General features: G+C 34.2%; 20 protein-coding genes and 1 riboswitch. Of the genes, 12 read left to right on the forward strand and 8 right to left on the reverse strand.

All coding sequences use genetic code 11. The features are described from left to right. Window positions 1–488 precede the first annotated feature (488 nt). The 5 genes from FVB9532_RS17820 to tenA all read left to right on the forward strand — a co-directional run bounded on the left by FVB9532_RS17820 (window position 489) and on the right by tenA (window position 7,271). Window positions 489–4,073 (forward strand): bifunctional metallophosphoesterase/BamA family protein, encoded by a 3,585-nt coding sequence (locus tag FVB9532_RS17820; protein WP_150546538.1) that lies wholly within the window; start codon window positions 489–491, stop codon window positions 4,071–4,073. A 141-nt stretch (window positions 4,074–4,214) separates the two neighbouring features. Beyond that, window positions 4,215–4,307, forward strand: a riboswitch (TPP riboswitch). A 59-nt stretch (window positions 4,308–4,366) separates the two neighbouring features. Then, the gene (gene thiM, locus FVB9532_RS17825) at window positions 4,367–5,170 is read left to right on the forward strand and encodes a hydroxyethylthiazole kinase (protein WP_150546539.1); all 804 of its coding nucleotides are present in this window, start codon (window positions 4,367–4,369) and stop codon (window positions 5,168–5,170) included. Then, complete coding sequence (gene thiE / locus FVB9532_RS17830) at window positions 5,163–5,792, forward strand: thiamine phosphate synthase (RefSeq protein WP_150546540.1); 630 nt, start codon at window positions 5,163–5,165, stop codon at window positions 5,790–5,792. Before thiM ends, thiE begins: the two co-directional genes overlap by 8 nt. Then, window positions 5,792–6,634, forward strand: coding sequence for a bifunctional hydroxymethylpyrimidine kinase/phosphomethylpyrimidine kinase (gene thiD / locus FVB9532_RS17835; protein WP_150546541.1), 843 nt, complete (start codon window positions 5,792–5,794; stop codon window positions 6,632–6,634). The genes thiE and thiD overlap by 1 nt, the downstream gene beginning before the upstream one ends. Continuing rightward, the gene (gene tenA, locus FVB9532_RS17840) at window positions 6,618–7,271 is read left to right on the forward strand and encodes a thiaminase II (RefSeq protein WP_150546542.1); all 654 of its coding nucleotides are present in this window, start codon (window positions 6,618–6,620) and stop codon (window positions 7,269–7,271) included. Before thiD ends, tenA begins: the two co-directional genes overlap by 17 nt. A 56-nt stretch (window positions 7,272–7,327) precedes the next feature. Here the strand turns inward: tenA and FVB9532_RS17845 are convergent, their stop codons facing one another. Further along, window positions 7,328–7,807, reverse strand: coding sequence for an Lrp/AsnC family transcriptional regulator (locus tag FVB9532_RS17845; protein ID WP_150546543.1), 480 nt, complete (start codon window positions 7,805–7,807; stop codon window positions 7,328–7,330). A 76-nt stretch (window positions 7,808–7,883) separates the two neighbouring features. After that, on the reverse strand, window positions 7,884–9,041 hold the full coding sequence (locus FVB9532_RS17850; protein ID WP_150546544.1) for a M14 family metallopeptidase: 1,158 nt from the start codon (window positions 9,039–9,041) through the stop codon (window positions 7,884–7,886). A gap of 279 nt (window positions 9,042–9,320) precedes the next feature. Here FVB9532_RS17850 and FVB9532_RS17855 point away from each other — a divergent pair, with 279 nt between their 5' ends. The 3 genes from FVB9532_RS17855 to FVB9532_RS17865 are packed head-to-tail and all read left to right on the forward strand — an operon-like array spanning window position 9,321 to window position 10,986. Then, window positions 9,321–9,749 (forward strand): helix-turn-helix domain-containing protein, encoded by a 429-nt coding sequence (locus FVB9532_RS17855; RefSeq protein WP_150546545.1) that lies wholly within the window; start codon window positions 9,321–9,323, stop codon window positions 9,747–9,749. Window positions 9,750–9,784: 35 nt separating this feature from the next. After that, window positions 9,785–10,156, forward strand: coding sequence for a DNA topoisomerase IV (locus tag FVB9532_RS17860; RefSeq protein ID WP_150546546.1), 372 nt, complete (start codon window positions 9,785–9,787; stop codon window positions 10,154–10,156). Next, entirely contained in the window at window positions 10,156–10,986 is an 831-nt protein-coding gene (locus tag FVB9532_RS17865; protein WP_150546547.1) for a TerC family protein, read from the forward strand. The genes FVB9532_RS17860 and FVB9532_RS17865 overlap by 1 nt, the downstream gene beginning before the upstream one ends. A gap of 21 nt (window positions 10,987–11,007) precedes the next feature. Here the strand turns inward: FVB9532_RS17865 and mscL are convergent, their stop codons facing one another. From mscL to ychF, 5 genes are all read right to left on the reverse strand, one after another. Continuing rightward, window positions 11,008–11,457: a large conductance mechanosensitive channel protein MscL gene (gene mscL / locus FVB9532_RS17870; protein WP_150546548.1), complete on the reverse strand. Its 450-nt coding sequence runs from the start codon at window positions 11,455–11,457 to the stop codon at window positions 11,008–11,010. A 5-nt stretch (window positions 11,458–11,462) separates the two neighbouring features. Next, window positions 11,463–14,093, reverse strand: a complete 2,631-nt coding sequence (locus FVB9532_RS17875; RefSeq protein WP_150546549.1) for a DNA gyrase/topoisomerase IV subunit A — start codon at window positions 14,091–14,093, stop codon at window positions 11,463–11,465. A gap of 328 nt (window positions 14,094–14,421) precedes the next feature. Beyond that, on the reverse strand, window positions 14,422–16,278 hold the full coding sequence (locus FVB9532_RS17880) for a DNA topoisomerase IV subunit B (protein WP_150546550.1): 1,857 nt from the start codon (window positions 16,276–16,278) through the stop codon (window positions 14,422–14,424). 89 nt (window positions 16,279–16,367) lie between these two features. Continuing rightward, a complete protein-coding gene (locus tag FVB9532_RS17885; RefSeq protein WP_194716577.1) occupies window positions 16,368–18,533 on the reverse strand; it encodes a tetratricopeptide repeat-containing hybrid sensor histidine kinase/response regulator in 2,166 nt (721 codons plus the stop codon). A gap of 83 nt (window positions 18,534–18,616) precedes the next feature. After that, the gene (gene ychF, locus FVB9532_RS17890) at window positions 18,617–19,711 is read right to left on the reverse strand and encodes a redox-regulated ATPase YchF (RefSeq protein WP_150546552.1); all 1,095 of its coding nucleotides are present in this window, start codon (window positions 19,709–19,711) and stop codon (window positions 18,617–18,619) included. 170 nt (window positions 19,712–19,881) lie between these two features. Between ychF and FVB9532_RS17895 the strand changes: the two genes are divergently transcribed. Continuing rightward, complete coding sequence (locus FVB9532_RS17895) at window positions 19,882–20,364, forward strand: hypothetical protein (protein WP_150546553.1); 483 nt, start codon at window positions 19,882–19,884, stop codon at window positions 20,362–20,364. Window positions 20,365–20,500: 136 nt separating this feature from the next. Here the strand turns inward: FVB9532_RS17895 and FVB9532_RS17900 are convergent, their stop codons facing one another. Next, window positions 20,501–20,692 carry a cold-shock protein gene (locus tag FVB9532_RS17900; RefSeq protein WP_150546554.1) on the reverse strand — a complete coding sequence of 64 codons (192 nt, stop codon included), beginning with the start codon at window positions 20,690–20,692 and terminating at the stop codon, window positions 20,501–20,503. A 150-nt stretch (window positions 20,693–20,842) separates the two neighbouring features. Between FVB9532_RS17900 and FVB9532_RS17905 the strand changes: the two genes are divergently transcribed. The 3 genes from FVB9532_RS17905 to FVB9532_RS17915 all read left to right on the forward strand — a co-directional run bounded on the left by FVB9532_RS17905 (window position 20,843) and on the right by FVB9532_RS17915 (window position 22,309). Then, window positions 20,843–21,181, forward strand: coding sequence for a hypothetical protein (locus FVB9532_RS17905; RefSeq protein ID WP_150546555.1), 339 nt, complete (start codon window positions 20,843–20,845; stop codon window positions 21,179–21,181). A 171-nt stretch (window positions 21,182–21,352) separates the two neighbouring features. Further along, a complete protein-coding gene (locus tag FVB9532_RS17910; RefSeq protein WP_150546556.1) occupies window positions 21,353–21,709 on the forward strand; it encodes a hypothetical protein in 357 nt (118 codons plus the stop codon). A gap of 21 nt (window positions 21,710–21,730) precedes the next feature. After that, a complete protein-coding gene (locus FVB9532_RS17915) occupies window positions 21,731–22,309 on the forward strand; it encodes a porin family protein (RefSeq protein WP_150546557.1) in 579 nt (192 codons plus the stop codon). Window positions 22,310–22,413 lie beyond the last annotated feature (104 nt).

The raw sequence follows: 22,413 nt of genomic DNA on the forward strand, positions 1-22,413 counted from the left end.
TAGCTCACCAATATAGATCGTAGAAAGATGTTAGAGAAAAGTAAAATGTTGAAATTTAGTTAAATTTTAAAATCGAAAGACTACCCTCAAACAAATTACCCCACGTATTTGTTTAAAACTTCTTAGCATTTTTCTGCAGATGTTACCAAGAATACATGAATTTTCATATGAGTAGCCTTTCTTTCTTATAGATTTTGCATTTGTTTATCCCAAAAATAGGGAATTTATAAAAGAACAACTTTACGGTTTTCCTTAATTGACCACTAGCGGTTTTTAATAGCTAGTTCTTTAAAAAACGTCTAAAATTTGATTTTATTTCCGAAAAGAATAAATAATAGATTTTTTTGTAAAAAAAGGATTTCCTATTTGCAAACTCCAAATACTTTCTAAATAAATTTTTAGCAAATGTTATAATGCGTTAAAATTAAAAATTCTTTCGGAATTTTTTTGAAAATTGAAACGTTAAAACAAACGTCATTTTAATTTATATGAAAAAACTACTAAGTTTAAAATCACTAATTATAGTTGGTTTAATAGGTTCTTTTTTTTCTGCTGCTGCACAATCAGATAAGAATAAAGAAGTGTCTAAAACCTTATTTTTTACTGCAAATACAGGCTTCAAGAAAAATTCTGCTTCTAAGGAAGTATTAAAGGCTATTACGAAAGCTTCTCAAGAAGCAAAAAATGCTTCGTTTGTGCTCATCGGTAATTTAACCCCTAAAGGTGGTTTCCCTCCAGAGGATAAAGAAAAAAAACGACAGGAAATAAAGGAATATCTTCAAGAGGAATTGTTAAATCCTTTAGCAGATTTTAATGGAAATTTAATTTTTGGTCCCGGCGTAAACGAATGGAATAAAGAAGGGCATGAAAATATCGACGATATGGAGTCTTTCTTACAAGATAATAGCAATTCAGACTTTTGGCCGGATGATGGTTGTGCCAGTGAAAATGAAACTTTAAGTGATGAGGTTGAATTGATTATGGTGGATTCTGAATGGTTTTTAGAAGATTGGGATAGGCATCCGTACATCAACAATAAATGTGATATTAAAACCCGTGAACAATTCTTTATAGAATTTAAAGACGATATAAAAGATGCGCAGGGTAAAACCGTAATAGTGGTAGTACACCACCCTATTATGTCTTCCTCCAAACTTGGTTTTTTCGATAAATTGGGAGGTTTTAACTCTCAGGCTTATTATGGCGTAGAACGTCAAGAACTAGCCGGAAGAATGGAAACCCTAGCCAGTCAATTTGAAGATGTCATTTTTGTATCGGGTCACGATAAAAATTTACAATATTTAGAGGATGATGGTATTCCGCAAATTATTAGCGGTACTGCCGTTACCAATACCCAAAAGGTTAAAAAAGATAAAGACGATCATATTGCTTCAACCGATGTTGGTTATGCAAAGCTTACCGTTTTTAAAGATGGTAGTTCTAAAGTAGAGTTTTATAGCGTTGCTAATGGAAATTCACAAAAAATAGGAGAACATCAAATTAAAAGGGAACGCATTTCTATAGATGAAGTAAGCTATCATTCTAAAAATGAATTTGGTGATACTTACAAAGCTTCTGTTTATACCAAAGAGGAAACCAATAAAAGTGGATTATACAAATGGTTTTGGGGCGATCATTACCGAGATGTTTATAGTCGGGAAATTGAAGCTCCGGTTCTTTTTATAGATACCCTTCCTGGAAATCCGAAAGCTATCCGTGAAGGTGGAGGTCACCAATCTAGATCATTGAGAATTAAAGGGGACGACGATCACGAATATACGCTACGTGAAGTGAGAAAAAGTGCCTTACGTTTTCTTCAATCTTTTATTAAAAATCATTATGTACGTGACTATATGAAAGAAACCATTGCAGAAGATTTGGTTTCAGATTTTTATACCACAGCTCACCCCTACGCTCCTTTTGCGGTTAACGATTTATTACAAGCTATCGATATTTATCATGCGAACCCAAAATTATACTATGTTCCGAAGCAAGAAAATTTAGGAATTTATAACGAAGACTACGGCGATAAACTTTATATGTTAGAAGAACACGTTGGCGATGAAAACAAAAGTTTTGAAGATTTTGGCGATGCAGATGATATTTTAAGTACTGCAGATATGCTATTAGAGCAAAGAGAGTCTAAAGACATTCAAATTGATGAAAGTGTTTTTATTAGAGCTCGAATTATGGATATGCTTTTAGGAGATTGGGATCGTCACAATGACCAATGGCGATGGGCTGAATTTAAACAAGATGATGATAAAAAAATATATAAAGCTATTCCAAGAGACCGTGATCAGGCATTTTCAAAATATGATGGTGTAGCAGTTTCTTTATTAAAATTTGGCGTACCAGATTTTAGACCAATGCAAAGTTATGGTCCCGATATAAAAAGCGTTAAATGGTTAAACCGTGATGGCTATGTTTTAGACAAAGCCTTTATTAACGGTGCTACTTGGGAAGAATGGAAAGAACAGGCAGAGTACATTCAAAACAACCTCACCGATAGTAAAATCGATGCTGCCTTTGCAGCATTACCTGATGATGTACAAGATGAAAGCATTGAGCAGATTAAAAAAGACCTAAAAGCTAGAAGAGCTAATATTGTCGATATTGCTAAACGCTATTATACGTATCAAAAAAAGTTTGAAACTGTAATTGGTACAGAAGATGACGATCAATTTTTAATCACCAGAAAAGATAATGGTATTACTCAAATTCAAATTATCAATGAAGATGATGAATTGGTGTTTGATGAAGAATATACCAAAGATGAAACCAAAGAGATTTGGATATACGGATTAGATGGTGATGATGAATTTAAGGTTGAAGGTAACGGAAGTAATTACATTAGGCTGAATATTCTAGGAGGAGAAGAAAATGATATATATGATTTTGAGAATTCTAGAAAAACCAAACTATACGATTATAAGTCTAAAGACAATACCATTAAAAATGCCGGTAAAAAATGGTTAGTAGATTCTTACGAAATCAATACCTACGACCCCGATAAAAGAAAATATGACCAGAATGTACTATTACCCAGTATAGCTTTTGATCCTGATGCCGGATTTCAAGTGGGCGTTAAAGATACGTATACAAAATATGGCCTAACCAATAATCCGTTTAAAGCGCAACATACTTTTGATGCTAGGTATTATGCAGCCACCAATGGTTTTTCTTTTGATTATTATGGAGAATTTGCCAATGTTTTTTATAATTGGAATTTAGGGATCGATGCAAGATTTACCAGCCCCACCTATGCCATTAACTTTTTTGGTTATGGTAACAAAACCGATTATAACGATGATGCGGTCACGATGGATTTTAACCGCGTAGGTGTAAGTCAATGGAGTCTAGCCCCATCCTTAATTTGGAGAAATAATTTAGGCTATAACTTTTATTTTAAACCTTCTATTGAATCGTATGAGGTAGAATATGAAGCTAACGAAGTGACAGGTTTACTTTTTAATGAAAATAACGATCTCTTCGAAAATCAATTATACGCCGGAGCAGAAATTGGCTTTCAGTATAAAAACAAACCGGGGCAATTAGCCTTTATCCGTCGAGGAATGGAATTTAAACTGGTAACCGGGTATAAAACCAATATTGATGACTACAATAATAAATTTGCCTATGTAGAGCCTACCATTTCTGTTGATTATCCTCTACATGAAAGTGGATTGGCGGTATTAGCCACCAAAATAAGTGGTAAAGCTATTTTTGGTGATGAATATGAATTTTATCACGGAGCAACTATTGGCGGGAATACAAGCCTAAGAGGATTTAGGTACGAACGTTTCAACGGAAAGTACGCCTTCTATCAAACATCAGATTTGAGGGTTGGATTAACCAAGTTTAAAACAAATTTTATCCCTATTAGAATGGGAGTAACTGCCGGTTTTGATTATGGCCGTGTTTGGATTGATGACGAAGATTCTGAAAGATGGCACAATAGTTACGGAGGTTCTGTTTTTGTTAACGGTTTTCAAGCCTTTACCGGTAATTTAGGTTTTTACCATAGTAATGATGGTAACCGTGTAATTTTCATCTTAGGGTTTAAATTTTAAACAAAATATTTTTATTTAAATAAAAGAGCGTGATCAATTTCACGCTCTTTTTTTGTATCCAATGATTTTGATCTCTTTCCAAGTTCTCCTAGAATTTACAAAGAAAAACGCTGCCATTTTCTCAGATTATCTTTACCTTTGAAATGGCTTTAGGGGTATTCTGAAAAGAATTGAGAGAGTCCCTTTGAACCTGATTCGGTTAGCACCGGCGTAGGGAAAAGTTGAATTTTTGTTTCTTCTTATTCTAGAGGAATTCGTCCTTCAGCCATTTATAAATTTTAAAAACTTAAATGATGAAAGATCTCCTTTGGAAAAATATCACACGACTTCGAGAACAATCGCCACTCGTTCATAACATTACCAATTATGTAGTGATGAACAATACAGCAAACGCTCTACTTTCGGCAGGAGCCTCCCCTATTATGGCACATGCACATCCTGAAATGGAAGCTATGATGAATATTTGCCAAGCCTTGGTCGTGAATATTGGGACCTTAGATGAATACTGGGTAACTTCCATGAAAAAAGCTGCCACACAAGCCAACCAACTCCAAAAGCCTTGGGTGCTCGACCCTGTGGGAGCCGGAGCAACTCCCTATCGAGATGAGGTCTTAGCCGATTTATTAAAGCTGAAACCTACTATTATTCGCGGAAATGCATCAGAAATCATGGCCTTGGCCAAGCACAATACTACGCCCACCAAAGGTGTTGATAGTTCAGCCGAAAGTAATGAAGCTGTTGCTGCCGCTAAGTTTTTAATTGAAAATTATCCAACTACCGTCTGTATATCCGGAGAAACCGATATTATTATTAATCACGAAAAAGAGATTCACCTTTCTAACGGAAATCCTTTAATGGCAAAAATCACAGGAATGGGCTGTTCTGCAACAGCTTTGGTTGCCGCTTTTTCAGCGATTATCAAAGATAAAGCTGAAGCCGTAACTTCTGCAATGGCTTTACTTGGAGTAGCAGGAGAATTAGCTGCAAAAGAAAGCAAGGGACCCGGAAGTTTACAACTAAACATTTTAGATAAACTGCATAATATGACGGAAGCTGAATTTACGTCGACTCTAAAAATTGAAATGAAACGTGGTTAATTCATTTCCATATCGACTATACTTGGTCATTTCTGAAGAAGCCTGTTTGCACCACCACTTTTTGAAAGTTGCTGAGCAAGCGGTAAAAGGCGGCGTAGATTTGGTTCAGCTTCGAGAGAAAAACACTACTACAGAAGAATTTCAGCAAAAAGCATTTCAACTAAAAGAAATTTTAGACCGTTACCAAGTACCGCTCATTATTAATGATAATTTAGAAGTAGCTCAGAAAGTCGAAGCTAGCGGCATTCATGTGGGTACATCAGATATATCCCCCACCCAAATCCGAAAAACTTGGCAAGATGTAAGCTGTTTAGGGTATTCTATAGAAGATTTAAAACAACTAGATTCTTTAGAAAGCAAAACCGCCGACTATTTAGGCATAAGTCCTGTATTTAAAACAGAAACTAAAACCGATACCATTATTGAATGGGGATTATCGGGAGTTGCCAAAATACGTTCTTTAACCCATCAACCGCTGGTGGCTATTGGGCATATGAATGCAAAAAATGCAGCTGAAGTTATCCAGGCCGGTGCCAATTGTATCGCCGTAGTTTCTGCCATTTGCGCAGCCAAAGATCCAGCAAAAGCAGCAGAACAATTAAGAAACGAAATTGAAAAATAATGAATTCTAAAACATATACCTATCCGTCTGTAGTAACGATTGCAGGTTTTGATGGAAGCGGTGGTGCCGGTATTCAAGCCGATATGAAAACTATTTCAGCTTTAGGCTGCTATGCCACTTCTGCCCTAACCGCCTTACCGGTACAAAACACCACAGGTGTAAAATCTATTTTCAGTATTCCTGAAAAAGTAGTTGAAGAACAACTCGAAACCATCTTGGAAGATATTTTTCCCGACGCCGTAAAAATAGGGATGGTACATACGTCAGCATTGGTTAAAACAATAGTTGAAAAATTGAGTCCCTACCCTAAGCTTCCCGTAGTTTTTGATCCGGTCATGGTCGCCACCAGCGGTGATCAATTAATTGAAGAAGAAACCATACAAACTATTGTTCAGGAATTATTCCCTATCGCCAATGTAATTACGCCAAATCTTGATGAAGCCGAAATTTTAGCCAATATGAAAATTGAAACGGTAGAAGAAATGAAAATTGCCGGTAAAAAGATTATGCAGCTGGGTTGCCAATCGGTTTTATTAAAAGGCGGACATTTAAAAACGCAACAACTTACCTCGCTCTATTTTTTACCGGACGGAAGTATGAAAAGTTTTGAATTTCCTAAATATAAAACCAATAACACACACGGGTCGGGTTGTACGCTTTCATCTGCTATTGCTTCCTACCTGGCACAAGGAAAAAGTTTGTTAGCAGCGGTAAGTTTAGGACAAGAATACATTCATCAAGCTATTTACCACGGGAAAAATGTAAAAATAGGTAAAGGCAACGGACCGGTAAATCACTTTTTTAATCCACAAAAACTCATCAAAAATGAAATGGACCGATAAGACTTGGAAAACTATTGAACCCATTTATCAAAAAATTATTGAAATGCCTTTTATTAAGGAACTTCAAAACGGAACACTTCCTCTTGAAAAATTTCAATTTTATATGGGACAAGATTCGTTTTACTTAGAGAATTTTGCACGAAGCTTAGCACTCATTGGTGCAAAAGCAGAACGTGTAGATCACGCCTTAGATTTTATTCGTTTTGCCGAAGGAGCTATCGTGGTAGAAAAAGCTTTGCATGATTCTTATTTTCAAGAATTTGGTTTAGAAAACCGTGGTATCATTGAACCCACCACGCATCATTATATTAATTTCTTAAAAAGTTGTGCTGCTTTAGATCAAGTAGAGGTTGCTATGGCGGCAGTTTTGCCTTGCTTTTGGATTTATCAAGAAGTGGGTGACTATATCTATAAAAATCAATCAGCAGTAGCGAATCCCTATCAAAAATGGATAGCTACTTATGCAGGTGAAGAATTTAGAACCTTGGTCATAAAAGCAAAAGGAATTTGCGACTCCGTTGCTGAAAACTGCACTGAAACACAGCGATTAAAAATGACAGAAGCTTTTAAGACCGCTAGCCGACTAGAGTTTATGTTTTGGAATAGTGCTTACCAATTGGAAAATTGGAAGGTTTAACAAAAAAAGGAGCTAAATAATTTAGCTCCTTTTTTTTATAAGAATTCTATTCTTAATTACATATCATTAAAGATAGAATGCATTAAACGTTTTTTATCGTTTAAGCTTTCTTCCATAGAAATCATTGTTTCTGTGCGGTAAACGCCTTCAATATCATCTAATTGAAAGATCACTTGTTTAGCGTGTTCTGTATTTCTTGCCCTAACTTTACAGAATACGTTAAATTTACCGGTAGTCACGTGCGCTACCGTAATGTAAGGTATTTCGTTTATACGTTCCAACACAAATTTTGTTTGCGAGGTCTTATTTAAATACACGCCTACATATGCAATAAATGCATAGCCTAATTTTTTGTAATCTAAGGTTAAAGAAGAACCGATGATAATTCCCGCTTCCTCCATTTTTTTCACCCTTACGTGTACTGTCCCTGCAGATATGCTCAGTTTTTTAGCGATATCTGTAAAAGGAGTTCTGGTATTATCTATTAAGATATCCAGAATCTGATGATCTACTTCGTCTAATCTAAATCTTGCCATTTTGAAATTTTATTGTAATTCGTCTAATTCAAACGACAAAAGTAAAACAAAATTATTCACCAACCCAATTTCAGGTTTAAGAATTTGTTAATTTCATTGAAAAAATCTCATTATTTAAGCTGATTTCTTCAATATAAGTTTCGTTTTCGAAGTTTTTAACACCATTTATTCGTAAAATCTTATTTTTAGCATTTACGGTTTTATGAGCAAAGAAATTCGTAAAATCCCCAACTCCTTGAACCTTAGGCAACCAATGTAATCGATTATTCCGCAAGCTTTCTTCATACTGTATAGCAACATCTTTTACCGCTCCATTTACTTCTGCATTTTTAATAATGATATCATAATATAACTTTTCATTCTCCGGTATTTCTTGATACCCTTCTATCTCTTTATTTCGATAGTCGGAAGAGATAATTTCTGTTAATGCTGAATATAAAGCCAAGAAAATATATTTTCTGGTTTCTTCCCTATCGTAATCTTCAGGAAAATGTCCGGCCTCAAATAAAATGGTACTCGTTCCCCTACTTTGAAAATAGTCTCCCACACAATTTAAATTAAAACCATCATCATACCTCCCAATTTGGTTAGGAATAACTGTCTGTAAATACTCATTCATCCCTACAATCACTTGCATTGCTTTTTTACGGGTTTCATTTACTTCCCTAGCTTCATTATAGGCCGGCGCTAAAAAAGAAACCGTAGCTGGCTTATTTTGCTTTCCTGCACTAAAAATAGTTCGCTGATCATGTAAGTTAAACCCATATTCCGGCTCAAACTCCTCAAAAACCCTTCGCAAGATTTTGCTTTCGGGTTGCGTTAAATTGGAAGCGTCCCTATTTAAGTCTACCTCTTTGGCATTTACACGGGTGTAATTAATAAGTCCGTCTGGATTTAAAACCGGAATTATTTTTAGGGTACACAATTCCATCACCGAATTTTTAAAATCATCATTTTGATCGGTAACTATAAATTCCAATAAGTCTAACACCGCTTTTGTCGTGGTCGATTCATTCCCATGCATCTGGGACCACATCAAAATCTTTTTTGGACCATTTCCAAATTCAATAGAATAAATATTTTCTCCCCATACAGAAGTTCCTTCGGTAGTTAATCGCATGTATGCGGGAAGGTTTTTTAGGTAAGTCACTAAGTTGGGATAAGAAAGGTAACGTCCTTTTATCTCTTCAACTTTAAATGCTCTATAGTGCTCTAATAAATACGTTGCTCTCATAGTTTACAAAAGTAAACATTCTATATTTTACAATTGTAAACAAAAAAATACCCCTTATAATTTAATTTTGTAAACACTATAGAATATCTAGCTGATCTATTTATGGGAAAAACTCCAATCCTCTAATTTAAAAAACTTAAATACATCAATTTTAGTTATTTAAAATGTTTCACCTAAACCTAAACTTTAGTATAAATACAACTTAAATAGATTGTATTTGCTTATTAGGAATTACTTATTTACATTTGTAACATATAACCAAAAGCAATTTTGTTCACAATGGTAAACAGTAAGGAGTTTTCTAAACGATTGGAAAAAGTGATGAATTTTTATGATTTATCTGCCGCTGCTTTTGCCGATAAAATTAATGTGGGGCGCTCTTCTATCTCTCATATTTTATCTGGAAGAAATAAACCCAGTCTGGATTTTGTGATGAAAATCATCGAAAAATTTCCCGAAGTAGAACTGTATTGGCTTTTAAATGGAAAAGGAATATTTCCAAAAAGTGAAGAAGAAGCCACTACTCCAATTCCTGAAAAACAACCACAGTCTTCCAATCAAGAATCTTTACAGACAAGCTTTTTCCCCTCGACTGCTCGTGAAGAAAAATCTATTCCTGAAAAAAATCTTCCTGCTACCGGAAAAAAGAAAATTCATAAAATTGTAATTTTTTATGAAGATGGCTCATTTGAAGCTTTCGAAAATTAACTGCAATAGCTATTTTTGAAGTAGAAAATTTTACTATGAAAAAATTGCCGATTGCCTTTCTCCTATTATCTTTAGTGAGTTGTTTTCAGCCTGAAAGAAATTGTGAAAAATTTAGAACCGGAAGGTTTGAATTTGAAACTTATCTCGATGGAGAAATCGTAAAAACTACGTTCGTGAGAAACGATTCGATAGAAGTAGATTATTTTAATAATAAAGTTGATTCTTCTTCTATACGATGGATTAATGATTGCGAATACATTTTAAAAAATATGAATCCTAAAAATATGGCCGAAGAAAAGCCTCTGCATATGAAAATCCTAACTACTAAAGGAGATACGTATACATTTGAATATTCTGTGGTTGGTGAGGATAAAAAGAAAAAAGGAACGGCTAAAAAAATTGATTGATGTTTGAAATATTTTCCTCTCCAGATGCTTGGGTAGCTCTGCTTACGCTTACCTTTCTGGAAATTGTGTTAGGGATAGACAATATTGTCTTTATCTCTATTACCGCTAATAAACTGCCTAAAGAGCAACAAAAGAAAGCCACTAATCTAGGACTTCTTTTAGCAATGGTACAGCGGATTATTTTGTTGTTTTTGGTTTCTTATCTAGTAGGACTAAAAGAGGCTTTTTATCACGTTGAAACCTCTTGGATTAGTTTTGGAATAAGTGGCCAAGCGATTATTTTGTTTGCGGGAGGTTTATTTTTACTTTACAAAAGTACCAGTGAGATTCACGAAAAAATAGACATGCCGGAACACGAAGAGGAAAATGCCAAGAAAAAGACCATTAATTCTCTTTCGAAAGCGATTTTACAAATTGTAGTTATCGATTTTATTTTCTCGATAGATTCTATTTTAACAGCCGTGGGAATGACTAACGGAATTGGCTCTAAACCAGAACATTCTTTAATCCTTATGATTATTGCTGTGGTGATTTCTATTTTGATTATGATGGCATTTGCCAATAAAATTCGGGAATTTATTCATGAAAACCCTTCTATGCAATTATTGGCGCTTTCCTTTTTAATCTTAATTGGGTTTATGCTCATTACTGAAGCAGCTCACCTTTCTGATGCAGTGGTGTTCCAGCAGGAGATTGGGGCCATCCCCAAAGGTTATCTTTATTTTGCGATTGCTTTTTCTTTATTGGTAGAATTTCTAAATTTAAAAATGAAGAAAAATTCTTCTCCTATGGTGAAAAGTGATGATCTAGACAAAAAAATTGAGCAGTAACTTTTTATGAAATTGAGCTGATTATTGTTTGGTTTGTTTCTTTAGCAATTCATTTTGCTCTTGCATAATCTCTTTTAAATCGTTTAACAGCTCGATATCTTTTGGGGTAGTTACTTTTTTATTCTTGGTATCTTCTGCATTATTTCTTAATCGGTTAAAAAGTTTGACGATTAAAAACACGCACCAAGCGATAATAAAGAAATTTATTAAAACCGTAATTAATTCACCATACCCAATAAACACTTCTTCTTTAATTACCTTTTCGTTATCTACAACGGCTTCCCGAAGAACGAATTTTTTGTTTTCAAAATTAAAATCATCGGTCAGCAAGGAAATGGGCGGCATGATAATTTTCTTCACCAAGGTATCGATAACCTTATTAAATGCTGCTCCAATAATTACCCCAACGGCAATATCAATCATATTGCCTTTGATCGCAAACTCCTTAAATTCTTTAAAAAACTTTCCCATAAATTTTAATCGAATAAAGATCCCTGATTTTCAGAATTTTTATTTTCTTCAGAAGTGTTATGGTTTTCTTCCTGAGTAGAGGTTTCTTCATTATCAGCTTCTTCCTCTTCTTCATTATCGTCAATTTCAGGCACAATAGGATCCAGTAAGTTCAGCTGAGTTACTTTTTCTGTGGTTAATTGGTTCCCCATTGCTTTTATTCCTTTCACGGAAATAAATTCTTCTAGGTTTAATTCTTCATTAGGACGTTGTTCCTTATTTCGTTGTTTACGGTAAATAATTTCCAACACTGGAATTTCATCGGTAGAAACCAATTCTAATTGAGATTTTTCGTGATCGGTAATAATGCTTTCTTCCTTCTCTTTATTTTCAACCAAAAAGCGTTTTACGTAATAACGTTCACGCTCCCCTTCCCAATACACAGCGGTAATGGGTCGGTTAGGATCCCACTTCTCCATCAATATATAAGCTTCATCAAATCGGGTAGTGAGTTCTGGTATAATGGTTTTTATAATTCCATTTTGGGTCACCAACAACAATCTATCTTCTCCTTTAAAGGAACCAAGTAAATCTCCTCGTCCTTCCACATTTAGCCTTTTTACGACTTCATCAAACCAAATTTTTCTAGGCTTTAAGGTAGAAACCCCTTCTTCTTTCAGTTCTACTTTCTTCACAGGATGCTTAGTGACAATGTTACCTTTAGCTCCACGTCCTTTAATTAATTGGTCTGCAAAATCTACTTCAAATTTCAATTTTTTAATACTGCCTACTTGCCTTAGGTAAACGGTTACTTTTTCGGCTTCTCCATTCGGATTTGCAGAAAAATAGAAGACTTTGCTCCCCGATCTTCCTTTAGCTACATCGTAGATTTTATCTCGAGTGATAGAAGTTACGGCAAAACGTTTTATATACGTAGTACCTTTACCTCCATCTTTATAAATCATATTGTAAATGGTACGTTTATCTTTTTTCTTAAAAACGGCTACGTGAATTATATTCTTACCCACAAAAGCTTTGGTATCTACTTTGGTGACCATCATCGTTCCATCTTCCATAAAGCAGATAATATCGTCTATATCGCTACAATCGGTCACATATTCGTCCTTTTTTAGAGAAGTACCCACAAAGCCTTCTTTTCTATTCACATAGAGCTTGGTATTTCTAATCACTACTTTGGTAGCTTCTATATCTTCAAATAGGCGAATTTCTGTTTTACGCTCGCGTCCTCCCCCGTAATCTTTCTTTAGTTTTTCAAAATAGGAGATAGAAAATTCAATAAGGTGATCTAAGTTGTATTGAACTTGTGTTATTTCATCTTCTAAAGCTTCAATTTTTTGTTGGGCTTTATCTAAATCGAATTTAGAAATTCGTTTAATACGTATTTCGGTGAGTCGCGTTATATCTTCTTCGTTTACGGCTCTTTTTAAATGAGCAATATGAGGTTTTAAACCTTCATCGATGGCTCTTATGACGCCATCCCAAGTTTCTTCTTCTTCAATTTCCCGATAAATTCTTTTTTCAATGAAAATTCTTTCAAGGGAAGCAAAATGCCATTGTTCTTGTAATTCATCATACTTTATCTCCAGTTCTTTTTTAAGTAACTCGACAGTATGGTCTGTGCTTAAGCGAAGTATTTCTGAAACTCCAATAAAGTGCGGTTTATGATCTATAATCACACAACACAAGGGCGAAATGGAAATTTCGCAATTGGTAAATGCAAATAGCGCATCAATGGTTTTATCTGGAGAAATATTATTGGGAAGATGAATTAAAATTTCGACATGTTCTGCCGTATTATCTTCTATATGTTTGATCTTTATTTTTCCCTTTTCATTGGCCTTAATAATGGATTCTATTAAAGTTGAAGTAGTCGTACTGTAAGGAATTTCAGTAATGACTAGGGTATTTTTATCTTGTTGGTTAATTTTCGCACGAACACGAACTTTCCCTCCTCTTAAGCCATCATTATAATTACTGATATCCATCTCACCGGCCGTAGGAAAATCTGGATAGATTTTAAAACGCTTTCCTTTTAAATGATTGACGGAAGCATCGATAAGTTCATTAAAATTATGAGGTAAAATTTTTGTACTCAAGCCAACGGCAATTCCTTCAGCTCCTTGATTCAAAAGTAACGGAAACTTAACCGGTAAATTAATCGGTTCTTTTCTTCGTCCATCATAAGAAGCTTGCCACTCGGTCACTTTAGGACTGTAAAGTACTTCCAAGGCAAATTTAGAAAGCCTTGCTTCTATGTACCTAGGAGCCGCAGCACTATCTCCGGTAAGAATATTCCCCCAGTTTCCTTGGGTATCTATTAAGAGTTCTTTTTGCCCTACTTGAACCATGGCATCTCCAATACTGGCATCCCCATGCGGGTGATACTGCATAGTATGCCCAACGATGTTGGCTACTTTGTTGTACCGTCCATCATCTAAATCTTTCATGGATTGCATGATCCTACGATGTACGGGTTTAAAGCCATCTTCAATAGCAGGAACGGCACGTTCTAAAATCACATAAGAAGCATAGTCTAAGAACCAATCTTTATACATTCCGGTAATTTTAGTAATTACCTCTTGGTTAGTATTCTCTTCTAAGGGTTGTTGGTCTTGAGGTTCGTTATCTTGGGACATTTAACTTATTTCTTATTTTTAGAAACAACTTTATTTAAAGAAGCGATCAGTAAACGGATACGCTTCGTTTTTACAAAAATAATATCGAAAGATATTTTTGTTACTTTTTAGGTATTCTACTGTATTTTACATAGACATACAACTTTTTATAATAATATAACTTTTAATTTAACACTGGGAAACTCTGCTTTTTTTGTGGTAATTAATTCTTTCTGAACTAAAAATACCTAAACATCTAAAACAAAGGGCTTCCCCATCATATTCAAAAAAATATAAATAAAAATCGATCCGTATCTAAATTACAATTATTAAAACTCATTTTTTGTAATTAATTGGTTTCAACTACATCTAATTCAACTTTCAAATTATCAATAATAAAACCTTGACGGTCAGCGGTGTTTTTACCCATATAAAAACTTAGTAATTCTTCTATTCCCGTGTCTTTATCTAACATTACAGGGTCTAACCTTATATCGTCGCCAATAAAATGTTTAAACTCATCAGGGGAAATTTCACCCAATCCTTTAAATCGTGTGATTTCAACCTTTCCATTGAGTTTTTTGATGGCTTGTTGTTTTTCTGTTTCAGAATAACAATAAATGGTTTCCTTCTTGTTTCTCACCCTAAACAAGGGAGTCTGTAAAATATATAGATGCCCTTTTTTAATTAATTCCGGAAAAAACTGTAAAAAGAAAGTAATTAATAATAAACGGATGTGCATTCCATCTACATCGGCATCGGTCGCAATAACAATATTGTTATATCGTAAATCGTCTAATGAATCTTCGATATTTAAAGCGGCTTGCAGTAAATTGAATTCTTCATTTTCGTAAACAATTTTTTTAGATAAGCCATAACTGTTCAAGGGTTTTCCTTTTAAACTGAAAACCGCTTGGGTATTTACATCGCGTGATTTGGTAATACTACCACTTGCAGAATCTCCCTCTGTAATAAAAAGGGTAGTTTCTAAGTTTCTTTGTTTTTTTACGTCTCCTAAATGAACGCGGCAATCCCTTAATTTTTTATTATGAAGACTCGCTTTCTTAGCGCGCTCTTTTGCCAGTTTTCGAATACCGGAAAGGTCTTTACGCTCGCGCTCTGCCTGAAGTATTTTTCTTTGTAGCTTTTCAGCGGTTTCTGTGTTTCTATGTAAATAGTTATCCAAGTTTCTTTTGACAAAGTCTAAGATGTAGGTCCTTACGGTAGGAAGTTCACCTCCCATGTCTGTAGAGCCTAACTTTGTTTTGGTCTGACTTTCAAAAACCGGTTCCATAACCTTAATGCTCACGGCAGAAACAATAGATTTTCTAATATCGGAAGCATCGTAGTTTTTATTGTAAAATTCCCGAACGGTTTTTACCACAGCTTCCCTAAAAGCCGATTGATGGGTACCTCCCTGTGTGGTATGTTGACCATTTACAAAAGAATGGTATTCTTCGCTATATTGTGATTTGTTGTAGGTGATCGCTACTTCTATATCGTTTCCCCGTAAATGAATAATGGGAAACATCCGATCATCTTCATGAATACTATCGGAAAGTAAATCTTTTAATCCGTCTTCAGAATAAAATTTTTCGCCATTAAAAACTATGGTTAACCCGGGATTAAGGTACACATAGTTTTTCAGCATTTTTTCTACATATTCATTTCTGTATTTGTAGTTTTTAAAAATGACTTCATCAGGAGTAAACGTAACTTTGGTTCCTTTTCTTCGGGAAGTTTCGTCTAAAAACTCTTCATTGGTGAGGTTCCCCTGCTCAAATTCAGCAGAAGCAGATTTTCCGTCCCTGGTAGATTCTACTCTAAAATAATTAGAAAGGGCATTAACAGCTTTGGTTCCCACCCCGTTTAATCCTACCGACTTTTTAAAGGCTTTGGTGTCATATTTACCTCCGGTATTCATCTTAGAGACAACATCGACTACTTTTCCTAAGGGAATTCCCCTTCCGTAATCGCGTACAATGACACGGTTATTTTGAATGGAAACCTCTATGGTTTTCCCAGATCCCATTACAAATTCATCAATAGAGTTGTCGAGGACCTCTTTTAATAGAATATAAATACCATCATCTGCACTAGAACCATCGCCCAGTTTTCCAATATACATACCTGGACGCATTCTAATATGCTCTTTCCAATCGAGCGAACGTATATTTTCTTCTGTGTACTTTGTTTCTTCAGTCATAAATGTTAGGGAATGTAGGCTAATATAGTACGATTAAGGGAATTTAGAAACCCCTTTTTCCAAAAATAATTAACAAAGTTATTGACGGATTAACCGAGGTGCTTACCAATTTTTTTGATAAGCTTTTCTTTTTGAAATGGTTTGATAAGAATATCATCCATTCCTGCGGCATACACGTCATCTTTTATTTCACTTAACTCAGAAGCGGTGACGGCAATAATAGGTGTTTTTATCCCTAACTCCCTAGATTTTCTTGCTAGTTCGTAACCATTCATAGAAGGGATATTAATATCGAGTAAAACGATATCATAATCTTTTTCTTGAATAACTTTAAAGCCTTCCTTTCCATCGGTAATGGTATCTACTTTAAAATTGTAGGGGGATAAGAATTTTTCAATAACCATTTTATTAATGGCATTATCTTCTACCAACAGTATTTTTTTATCGTTGTATTTATCAATCATTTGATCTGATTGAATTACAACCCCATCCTTTTTGGATGGAAGCTTAGCTTGTAAATCAAAATAAAAGGTAGAACCTTTTCCCACCTCACTTTCTAAATGAATGTTACTGCCTAATTGGAGCAATAAGCTTTTTACGATAGACAAACCTATTCCAGAACCTCCCTCCATTCCATTCTTGCTTACTACTACCTGAGAGAATTTTTGAAAAATAAGCTCTTTTTTATCATCTGGAATTCCTATTCCATCATCTTCTACAATAAATCGGAGCATTAGGTTTTCTATGTGTTCTTCACTCACTACTTTTTTAATCATTACATTTACCTGACCTCCTTTGGCAAATTTAGTCGCATTTTCTACCAGGTTAATCAAAATTTCAGAAACCATTTTCCCATCTAAAATCACTTTAGGGGGAACATTTTTATCGATGGCAAAATTGACCATTACCTCGTTCTGATCTGCAGAAAATTTAACGGCACTTTTTATATTCTCCACCAACCTGTTTAAGTTGGTGGCTTCTGGTTTTACCTTTATTTTTTTATTATCTATCTTACTCATTAGCAAAACATTACTAATAAGCCCTAATAAATAATCTCCGGAAAATTTTAATGATCTAAGCAATTCTTTATTGCTTTCTGAAATATTTTTTTCTGCTAATAAAAGAGAAGTGATCCCTACTACTCCATGAAGTGGTGTTCTTAGTTCATGACTTATATTAGAGATAAAGCTCGCTTTTACTTCAACAGCAATTTCTGCTTCTTTTTTAGCTTTAATTAACTCTGCATTACTTTCGTTAAGGTTTTTATTGAGTTGTTTTTTATTTTGATAAGCCTTATAGATTATAAAAATAGAGATTATTAAAATCCCTAATAAGACAATAAAAAGAATATTTAACTTATTTTTAGAGGCAGCTACCGATTTAGCCAACTCTTTTTCTTTTTGCGAAGTGGCTAAAGCCCTTTCATACTCATTAACTTCGTATTTTACTTGTTCGCTTTGTAGCTTCTCTAAAGTTTTTTTGTTTAATAATTTAGTGTAATATTCTACATGCTTTTCTAAACTGTCATAAGCTTTTTCTTGTTCTCCATTTGCTTTAAGCAATAGAGCTTTTTGCTTATAGGCCTCACTGGCTTCTTCGTATAATTTATTTTTGGTCGTTATTTCTATGGCTTTGTCGAGATAGTTTAAGCCTAAATTGGTATTACCAATTTTCCCTTCATACCAACCCAATACAAAATAAATATTTGCTATATTAATAATTTTGTTATCCTCTGAAAGCTCAGGGGTTTCTTGCTTTAAGTAATCTCTTAAATAAGGAATATAGTCACGCGCTTTGGAGATTAGATTTCGCTCAAGATAATTCCAACTTAAATTTATATAAAAATAGATGGTAGGACGTTGAAGCTTTTTAGATAATTCAAGTGCTTTTAAATAGTACTTCTCAGATTCTTCAAATTTTTTGTCGTTTTGAGAGTATAAGTTTCCTAATTCATTATAGATATCGATGATTAAAGTACTATCTTTTATATTTTCAGCAATTTTTAAGGCTTTAAGGTATTTTTCCTTAGCCCCATCATAATCTTGTACCGTTTCATCATTAAAACCCAACAGATAATAGGCTTCTGCTATGTAAGCCGAATCATTTTGTTGATAGGCTTTTTCTAAAAGTTTTCTACCGGTTTGAACAGATTTAACAAAATCTGCTTGGGTATTGTAATCATATGCTTTATTTAAGTAAAACCGTAATGAATCTGAAGAAACTTTATTTTCCTGTGCAATCGAAGTCAATTGCATTAAAAATAATAGTATGAAAATATTTTTTTTCAAATAGCTATACTCTATTGGCTTTTCTATAGAAATACAATATACTATAAAAATTAAACATTAAACCTAAAATGCATCACATCTCCATCTTTCACAATATACTCTTTCCCTTCTACTCCTAATTTCCCTGCTTCTTTTACCTTTGCTTCACTACCAAACTTAACATAATCTTCATAGGAGATCACTTCTGCTCTAATAAATCCTTTTTCAAAATCGGTATGAATAACCCCTGCGGCCTGGGGTGCTGTAGCTCCTACATTAACGGTCCAAGCCCTTACTTCTTTCACTCCGGCTGTAAAATAAGTTTGCTGATTCAATAGTTTATAGGCGGCACGAATAAGTTTTGCTGAGCCGGGTTCATCTAAACCTACATCTTCTAGAAACATTTGTCGTTCTTCATAATCTTCCAATTCAGCAATATCTGCTTCTATGCCTACGGCCAACACCAATACTTCTGCATTTTCATCCTTTACGGCTTCCTTCACTTGTTCTACATATTTGTTACCAGTTACAGCCGAACCTTCATCTACATTACATACATACATCACCGGTTTATCGGTAATAAATTGTAAGGGTTTAACAAATTCCTTTCTATCGTCTTCATCTATAGCTATAGCCCTTACAGAGATTCCGGACTCCAAGCCTTCCTTTAGCTTTAATAAAGTAGCTTCTTCTTTCTGGGCTTCTTTGTTTCCGGTTTTGGCGGCTCTTTTTACTTTTTCTAATTTCTTTTCTACGGTCTCCAAATCTTTAAGTTGAAGCTCCATATCTATGGTGTCTTTATCACGAATGGGATCTACACTTCCATCTACGTGAACTACATTATCATTATCAAAGCATCGCAATACGTGCAAAATGGCATCGGTTTCCCTAATATTCCCTAAAAACTGATTTCCTAAACCTTCTCCTTTACTGGCTCCTTTTACCAAACCGGCAATATCTACGATATCTACTGTGGCGGGAAGTACTCGCTGCGGGTTCACCAACTCTTCCAATTTTTTTAACCTTGGATCTGGTACATTTACCACTCCAATATTAGGTTCTATGGTGCAAAACGGAAAGTTAGCACTTTGCGCCTTTGCATTGGATAAACAATTAAACAATGTTGATTTTCCTACATTAGGTAAGCCTACAATACCTGCTTTCATTCAATTATATTTTTTTAACCAGCGACAAATATACAATTTGATTTACTTTTTTAGACCTTTAATTACAAGAAGCCTTACAAATAAAGTTTAGCTAAATATTAGCCTTCCCTTACCAGATTTTAACATTCTCTTGCCCTAATTTTGAAATCAAACTTTATAAACAATTGATTATGAAAAAATTAATTTTAAGTATAGCCTTAATCAGCTTCGCTTTTGGTTTTGCCCAAAACGAAGATAAAATGACAAAAACGGTCACTACTAAAACAAAAGTCAAATCTTCGAAGGGAGAAGAGGTAGCTATTAAAGAAAAAAAATATACTGCCGAACAAAAGTTAGAGGTAGAAAACAATAATCAAACTAATCAAGCCGTAAGAAGAGATCCAGTAAAGATCATTGAATCAACTACGTTTATTAGTGACGGTAAGAACTACATCATTAAACCTGATGCTAATGGTTATATGATGCATCAGCAAAAAGATGGGGAAACCAAAATTTATGGGAAAATTAGAAAAATGCCCGATCGTGAATCATATATCTTAGTAAAAGAGAACGAAAATGCCTTTGGTTATTTTGATAATGATGGAAACTTTATTGTAGAAACTTATGATCCTACAAATGATAAAGTCATTTTAAAGAAATATAACTTGAAATAAAAGATTATTTCTCTCTTGATAAATAAAAAAAACAGGGCGATAAACCCTGTTTTTTTTATTCTATTTTAGAAATGATAGCGCATAAAAAAAGCCTATCTAAAATTAGATAGGCTTTACTCGTTTATAAAAGAATATACTAGATAACTTCTACGTTAACTGCATTTAATCCTTTTTTCCCTTGTTCTAGGTCAAATTTTACTTCATCCCCTTCACGAATTTCATCTACCAATCCACTAATGTGTACAAAATGGTCTTTTTCTTCACCTTCTTCGGTGATAAATCCAAATCCTTTACTTTCGTTAAAGAATTTTACTGTTCCTTTATTCATTATAAAATATTAATTATTAAGTGACAAAGGTGAAACTAATTTTTGGATTAACGGCATAAAATGTTTTTTTATTTTAATAAAGTTTTAAATCGATGCCTTTTAAAAATTATGTTACTTTATAACTTCACCTAATACACCTACACTAAGCCTATGAAACTATATACCCATTGTTCCGGATGCGGAGAAGAAATAAAGATTAAATCCTCTGCTACCGATCGTGGAAAATTACAAATGAAATATGGTGACGAAATGCAGGTAAACTGTCAACATTGTGAAAAATTAGAGAAAAAACCACTTCATAAAATTCGTGCAGAAGTAAACAGTTTTCACTTATTTATTGCTTTTGGAGCTTCTACCCTTCTTTCTATAGTGATCTGGTTAGCCTTTGGATTGATAGGAACCGTATTATTTATTATCCCTTTTGTTTTTTGGCTTCAGCAGATGAATGCCGCTAGAAGTTTTAATAGTTATAGCATTAGAAGGCACTAAAAAATTTATAGGCTTTACTTAGAAAAAATAATCTTTTATATTTCTAGAGGGTTGTCAATAATGTATGCTCAGAAAATTTATAGCTTACTTGAAGTACATCTTCCTTTCCATTTAATCAAAATAGAATTTTATAAAAAATACTTATTTTCGTCCCTATACAACGTAAAAGATATGAGCTTTTTTAGGGAAAAAGAGTTAGAAGCAGTACAACGCAAAATAGCTGTCAATCTTCAAGAACGTCATTATTTTATTAGAAATAAATGGAAAGTTTTAGTGATAGGATTATTTGTTTCGCTCACTTCTCCTTTTTATCATACCGGCTATAAAGGTTCCGGAACTTCAGCATTGGCACTTAGTGATCTCCCCTACTATCAATTAGTAATTTGTATTTTTATCGGCTATTGTAGCGTGGCTATAATTGCCCATTTTATATTCGCTTGGCAAGACCAGCGCGCTTACAAACGTTTAAAAAACCGAGAACAAGAACTCTTACGTTGGAAAGAAGTCAGTAAAGAGTTAAACTACTAATCTTACTATAACTAATTTTTTATGAAAAAAACTTACTTTATTCTTTTAGTCTTATTCAGTTCAGTGAGCTTATTTGCTCAAAGCCCTTGGACTTATGGTATTAAAGCAGGGGCTAACCTAAGTGGTTTTCACACCAAAAATTCTACCAATACAGATCTTCATGGTTTTCAAGTAGGAGGATTGGTGAATTATCAAGCAACCGATATTTTTGCGGTGCAGGCGGAGTTACACTATCTTCAAAAGGGCGGGGCATTTACGAAAACTGAAATAGGTTCAGGAAGTTTTAAAAGCTATTATACCGAAAGTAAACTCTCTTACCTAGAAGTGCCTTTGGTAGCTCAACTTATAGTCTTTAAAAAGTTACGCGTAGAAATAGGTCCGCAAATTAGTTTTTTGGTAAGTGATAAAACCAGTATTGATGGAGAAGAAATTGAATCTGATCCTAATAGTACAGATTTAGGCCTTGCTGGAGGGCTCAGTTATTACTTTAACCATGCAATATTTGTACAGACCCGCTATGTTTATGGGCTACAAGAAGTGTTTGAAGATTATTCCTATAAAAACTCAGTCGTCATGCTATCGGTAGGCTATCTATTTTAAAACTTTATTTGAAATCCCTTAAAATAACGGAAGCTGGAGGTGGCCATCTTTATTCAAATTCAAGTAAAATAGTATATTTGAGTATGCCTAGCCCCTTCAAACTA

Source organism: Mesonia oceanica (assembly GCF_902499555.1).
GTDB lineage: Bacteria > Bacteroidota > Bacteroidia > Flavobacteriales > Flavobacteriaceae > Mesonia > Mesonia oceanica.

Bases quoted from the DNA above. Each gene is read 5' to 3' on its own strand.
- FVB9532_RS17820 (WP_150546538.1), top strand. From the start codon at position 489: ATGAAAAAACTACTAAGTTTAAAATCACTAATTATAGTTGGTTTAATA.
- thiM (WP_150546539.1), top strand. From the start codon at position 4,367: ATGAAAGATCTCCTTTGGAAAAATATCACACGACTTCGAGAACAATCG.
- thiD (WP_150546541.1), top strand. From the start codon at position 5,792: ATGAATTCTAAAACATATACCTATCCGTCTGTAGTAACGATTGCAGGT.
- tenA (WP_150546542.1), top strand. From the start codon at position 6,618: ATGAAATGGACCGATAAGACTTGGAAAACTATTGAACCCATTTATCAA.
- FVB9532_RS17845 (WP_150546543.1), bottom strand. From the start codon at position 7,807: ATGGCAAGATTTAGATTAGACGAAGTAGATCATCAGATTCTGGATATC.
- FVB9532_RS17850 (WP_150546544.1), bottom strand. From the start codon at position 9,041: ATGAGAGCAACGTATTTATTAGAGCACTATAGAGCATTTAAAGTTGAA.
- FVB9532_RS17855 (WP_150546545.1), top strand. From the start codon at position 9,321: ATGGTAAACAGTAAGGAGTTTTCTAAACGATTGGAAAAAGTGATGAAT.
- FVB9532_RS17860 (WP_150546546.1), top strand. From the start codon at position 9,785: ATGAAAAAATTGCCGATTGCCTTTCTCCTATTATCTTTAGTGAGTTGT.
- FVB9532_RS17865 (WP_150546547.1), top strand. From the start codon at position 10,156: ATGTTTGAAATATTTTCCTCTCCAGATGCTTGGGTAGCTCTGCTTACG.
- mscL (WP_150546548.1), bottom strand. From the start codon at position 11,457: ATGGGAAAGTTTTTTAAAGAATTTAAGGAGTTTGCGATCAAAGGCAAT.
- FVB9532_RS17875 (WP_150546549.1), bottom strand. From the start codon at position 14,093: ATGTCCCAAGATAACGAACCTCAAGACCAACAACCCTTAGAAGAGAAT.
- FVB9532_RS17880 (WP_150546550.1), bottom strand. From the start codon at position 16,278: ATGACTGAAGAAACAAAGTACACAGAAGAAAATATACGTTCGCTCGAT.
- FVB9532_RS17885 (WP_194716577.1), bottom strand. From the start codon at position 18,533: ATGCAATTGACTTCGATTGCACAGGAAAATAAAGTTTCTTCAGATTCA.
- ychF (WP_150546552.1), bottom strand. From the start codon at position 19,711: ATGAAAGCAGGTATTGTAGGCTTACCTAATGTAGGAAAATCAACATTG.
- FVB9532_RS17895 (WP_150546553.1), top strand. From the start codon at position 19,882: ATGAAAAAATTAATTTTAAGTATAGCCTTAATCAGCTTCGCTTTTGGT.
- FVB9532_RS17900 (WP_150546554.1), bottom strand. From the start codon at position 20,692: ATGAATAAAGGAACAGTAAAATTCTTTAACGAAAGTAAAGGATTTGGA.
- FVB9532_RS17905 (WP_150546555.1), top strand. From the start codon at position 20,843: ATGAAACTATATACCCATTGTTCCGGATGCGGAGAAGAAATAAAGATT.
- FVB9532_RS17910 (WP_150546556.1), top strand. From the start codon at position 21,353: ATGAGCTTTTTTAGGGAAAAAGAGTTAGAAGCAGTACAACGCAAAATA.
- FVB9532_RS17915 (WP_150546557.1), top strand. From the start codon at position 21,731: ATGAAAAAAACTTACTTTATTCTTTTAGTCTTATTCAGTTCAGTGAGC.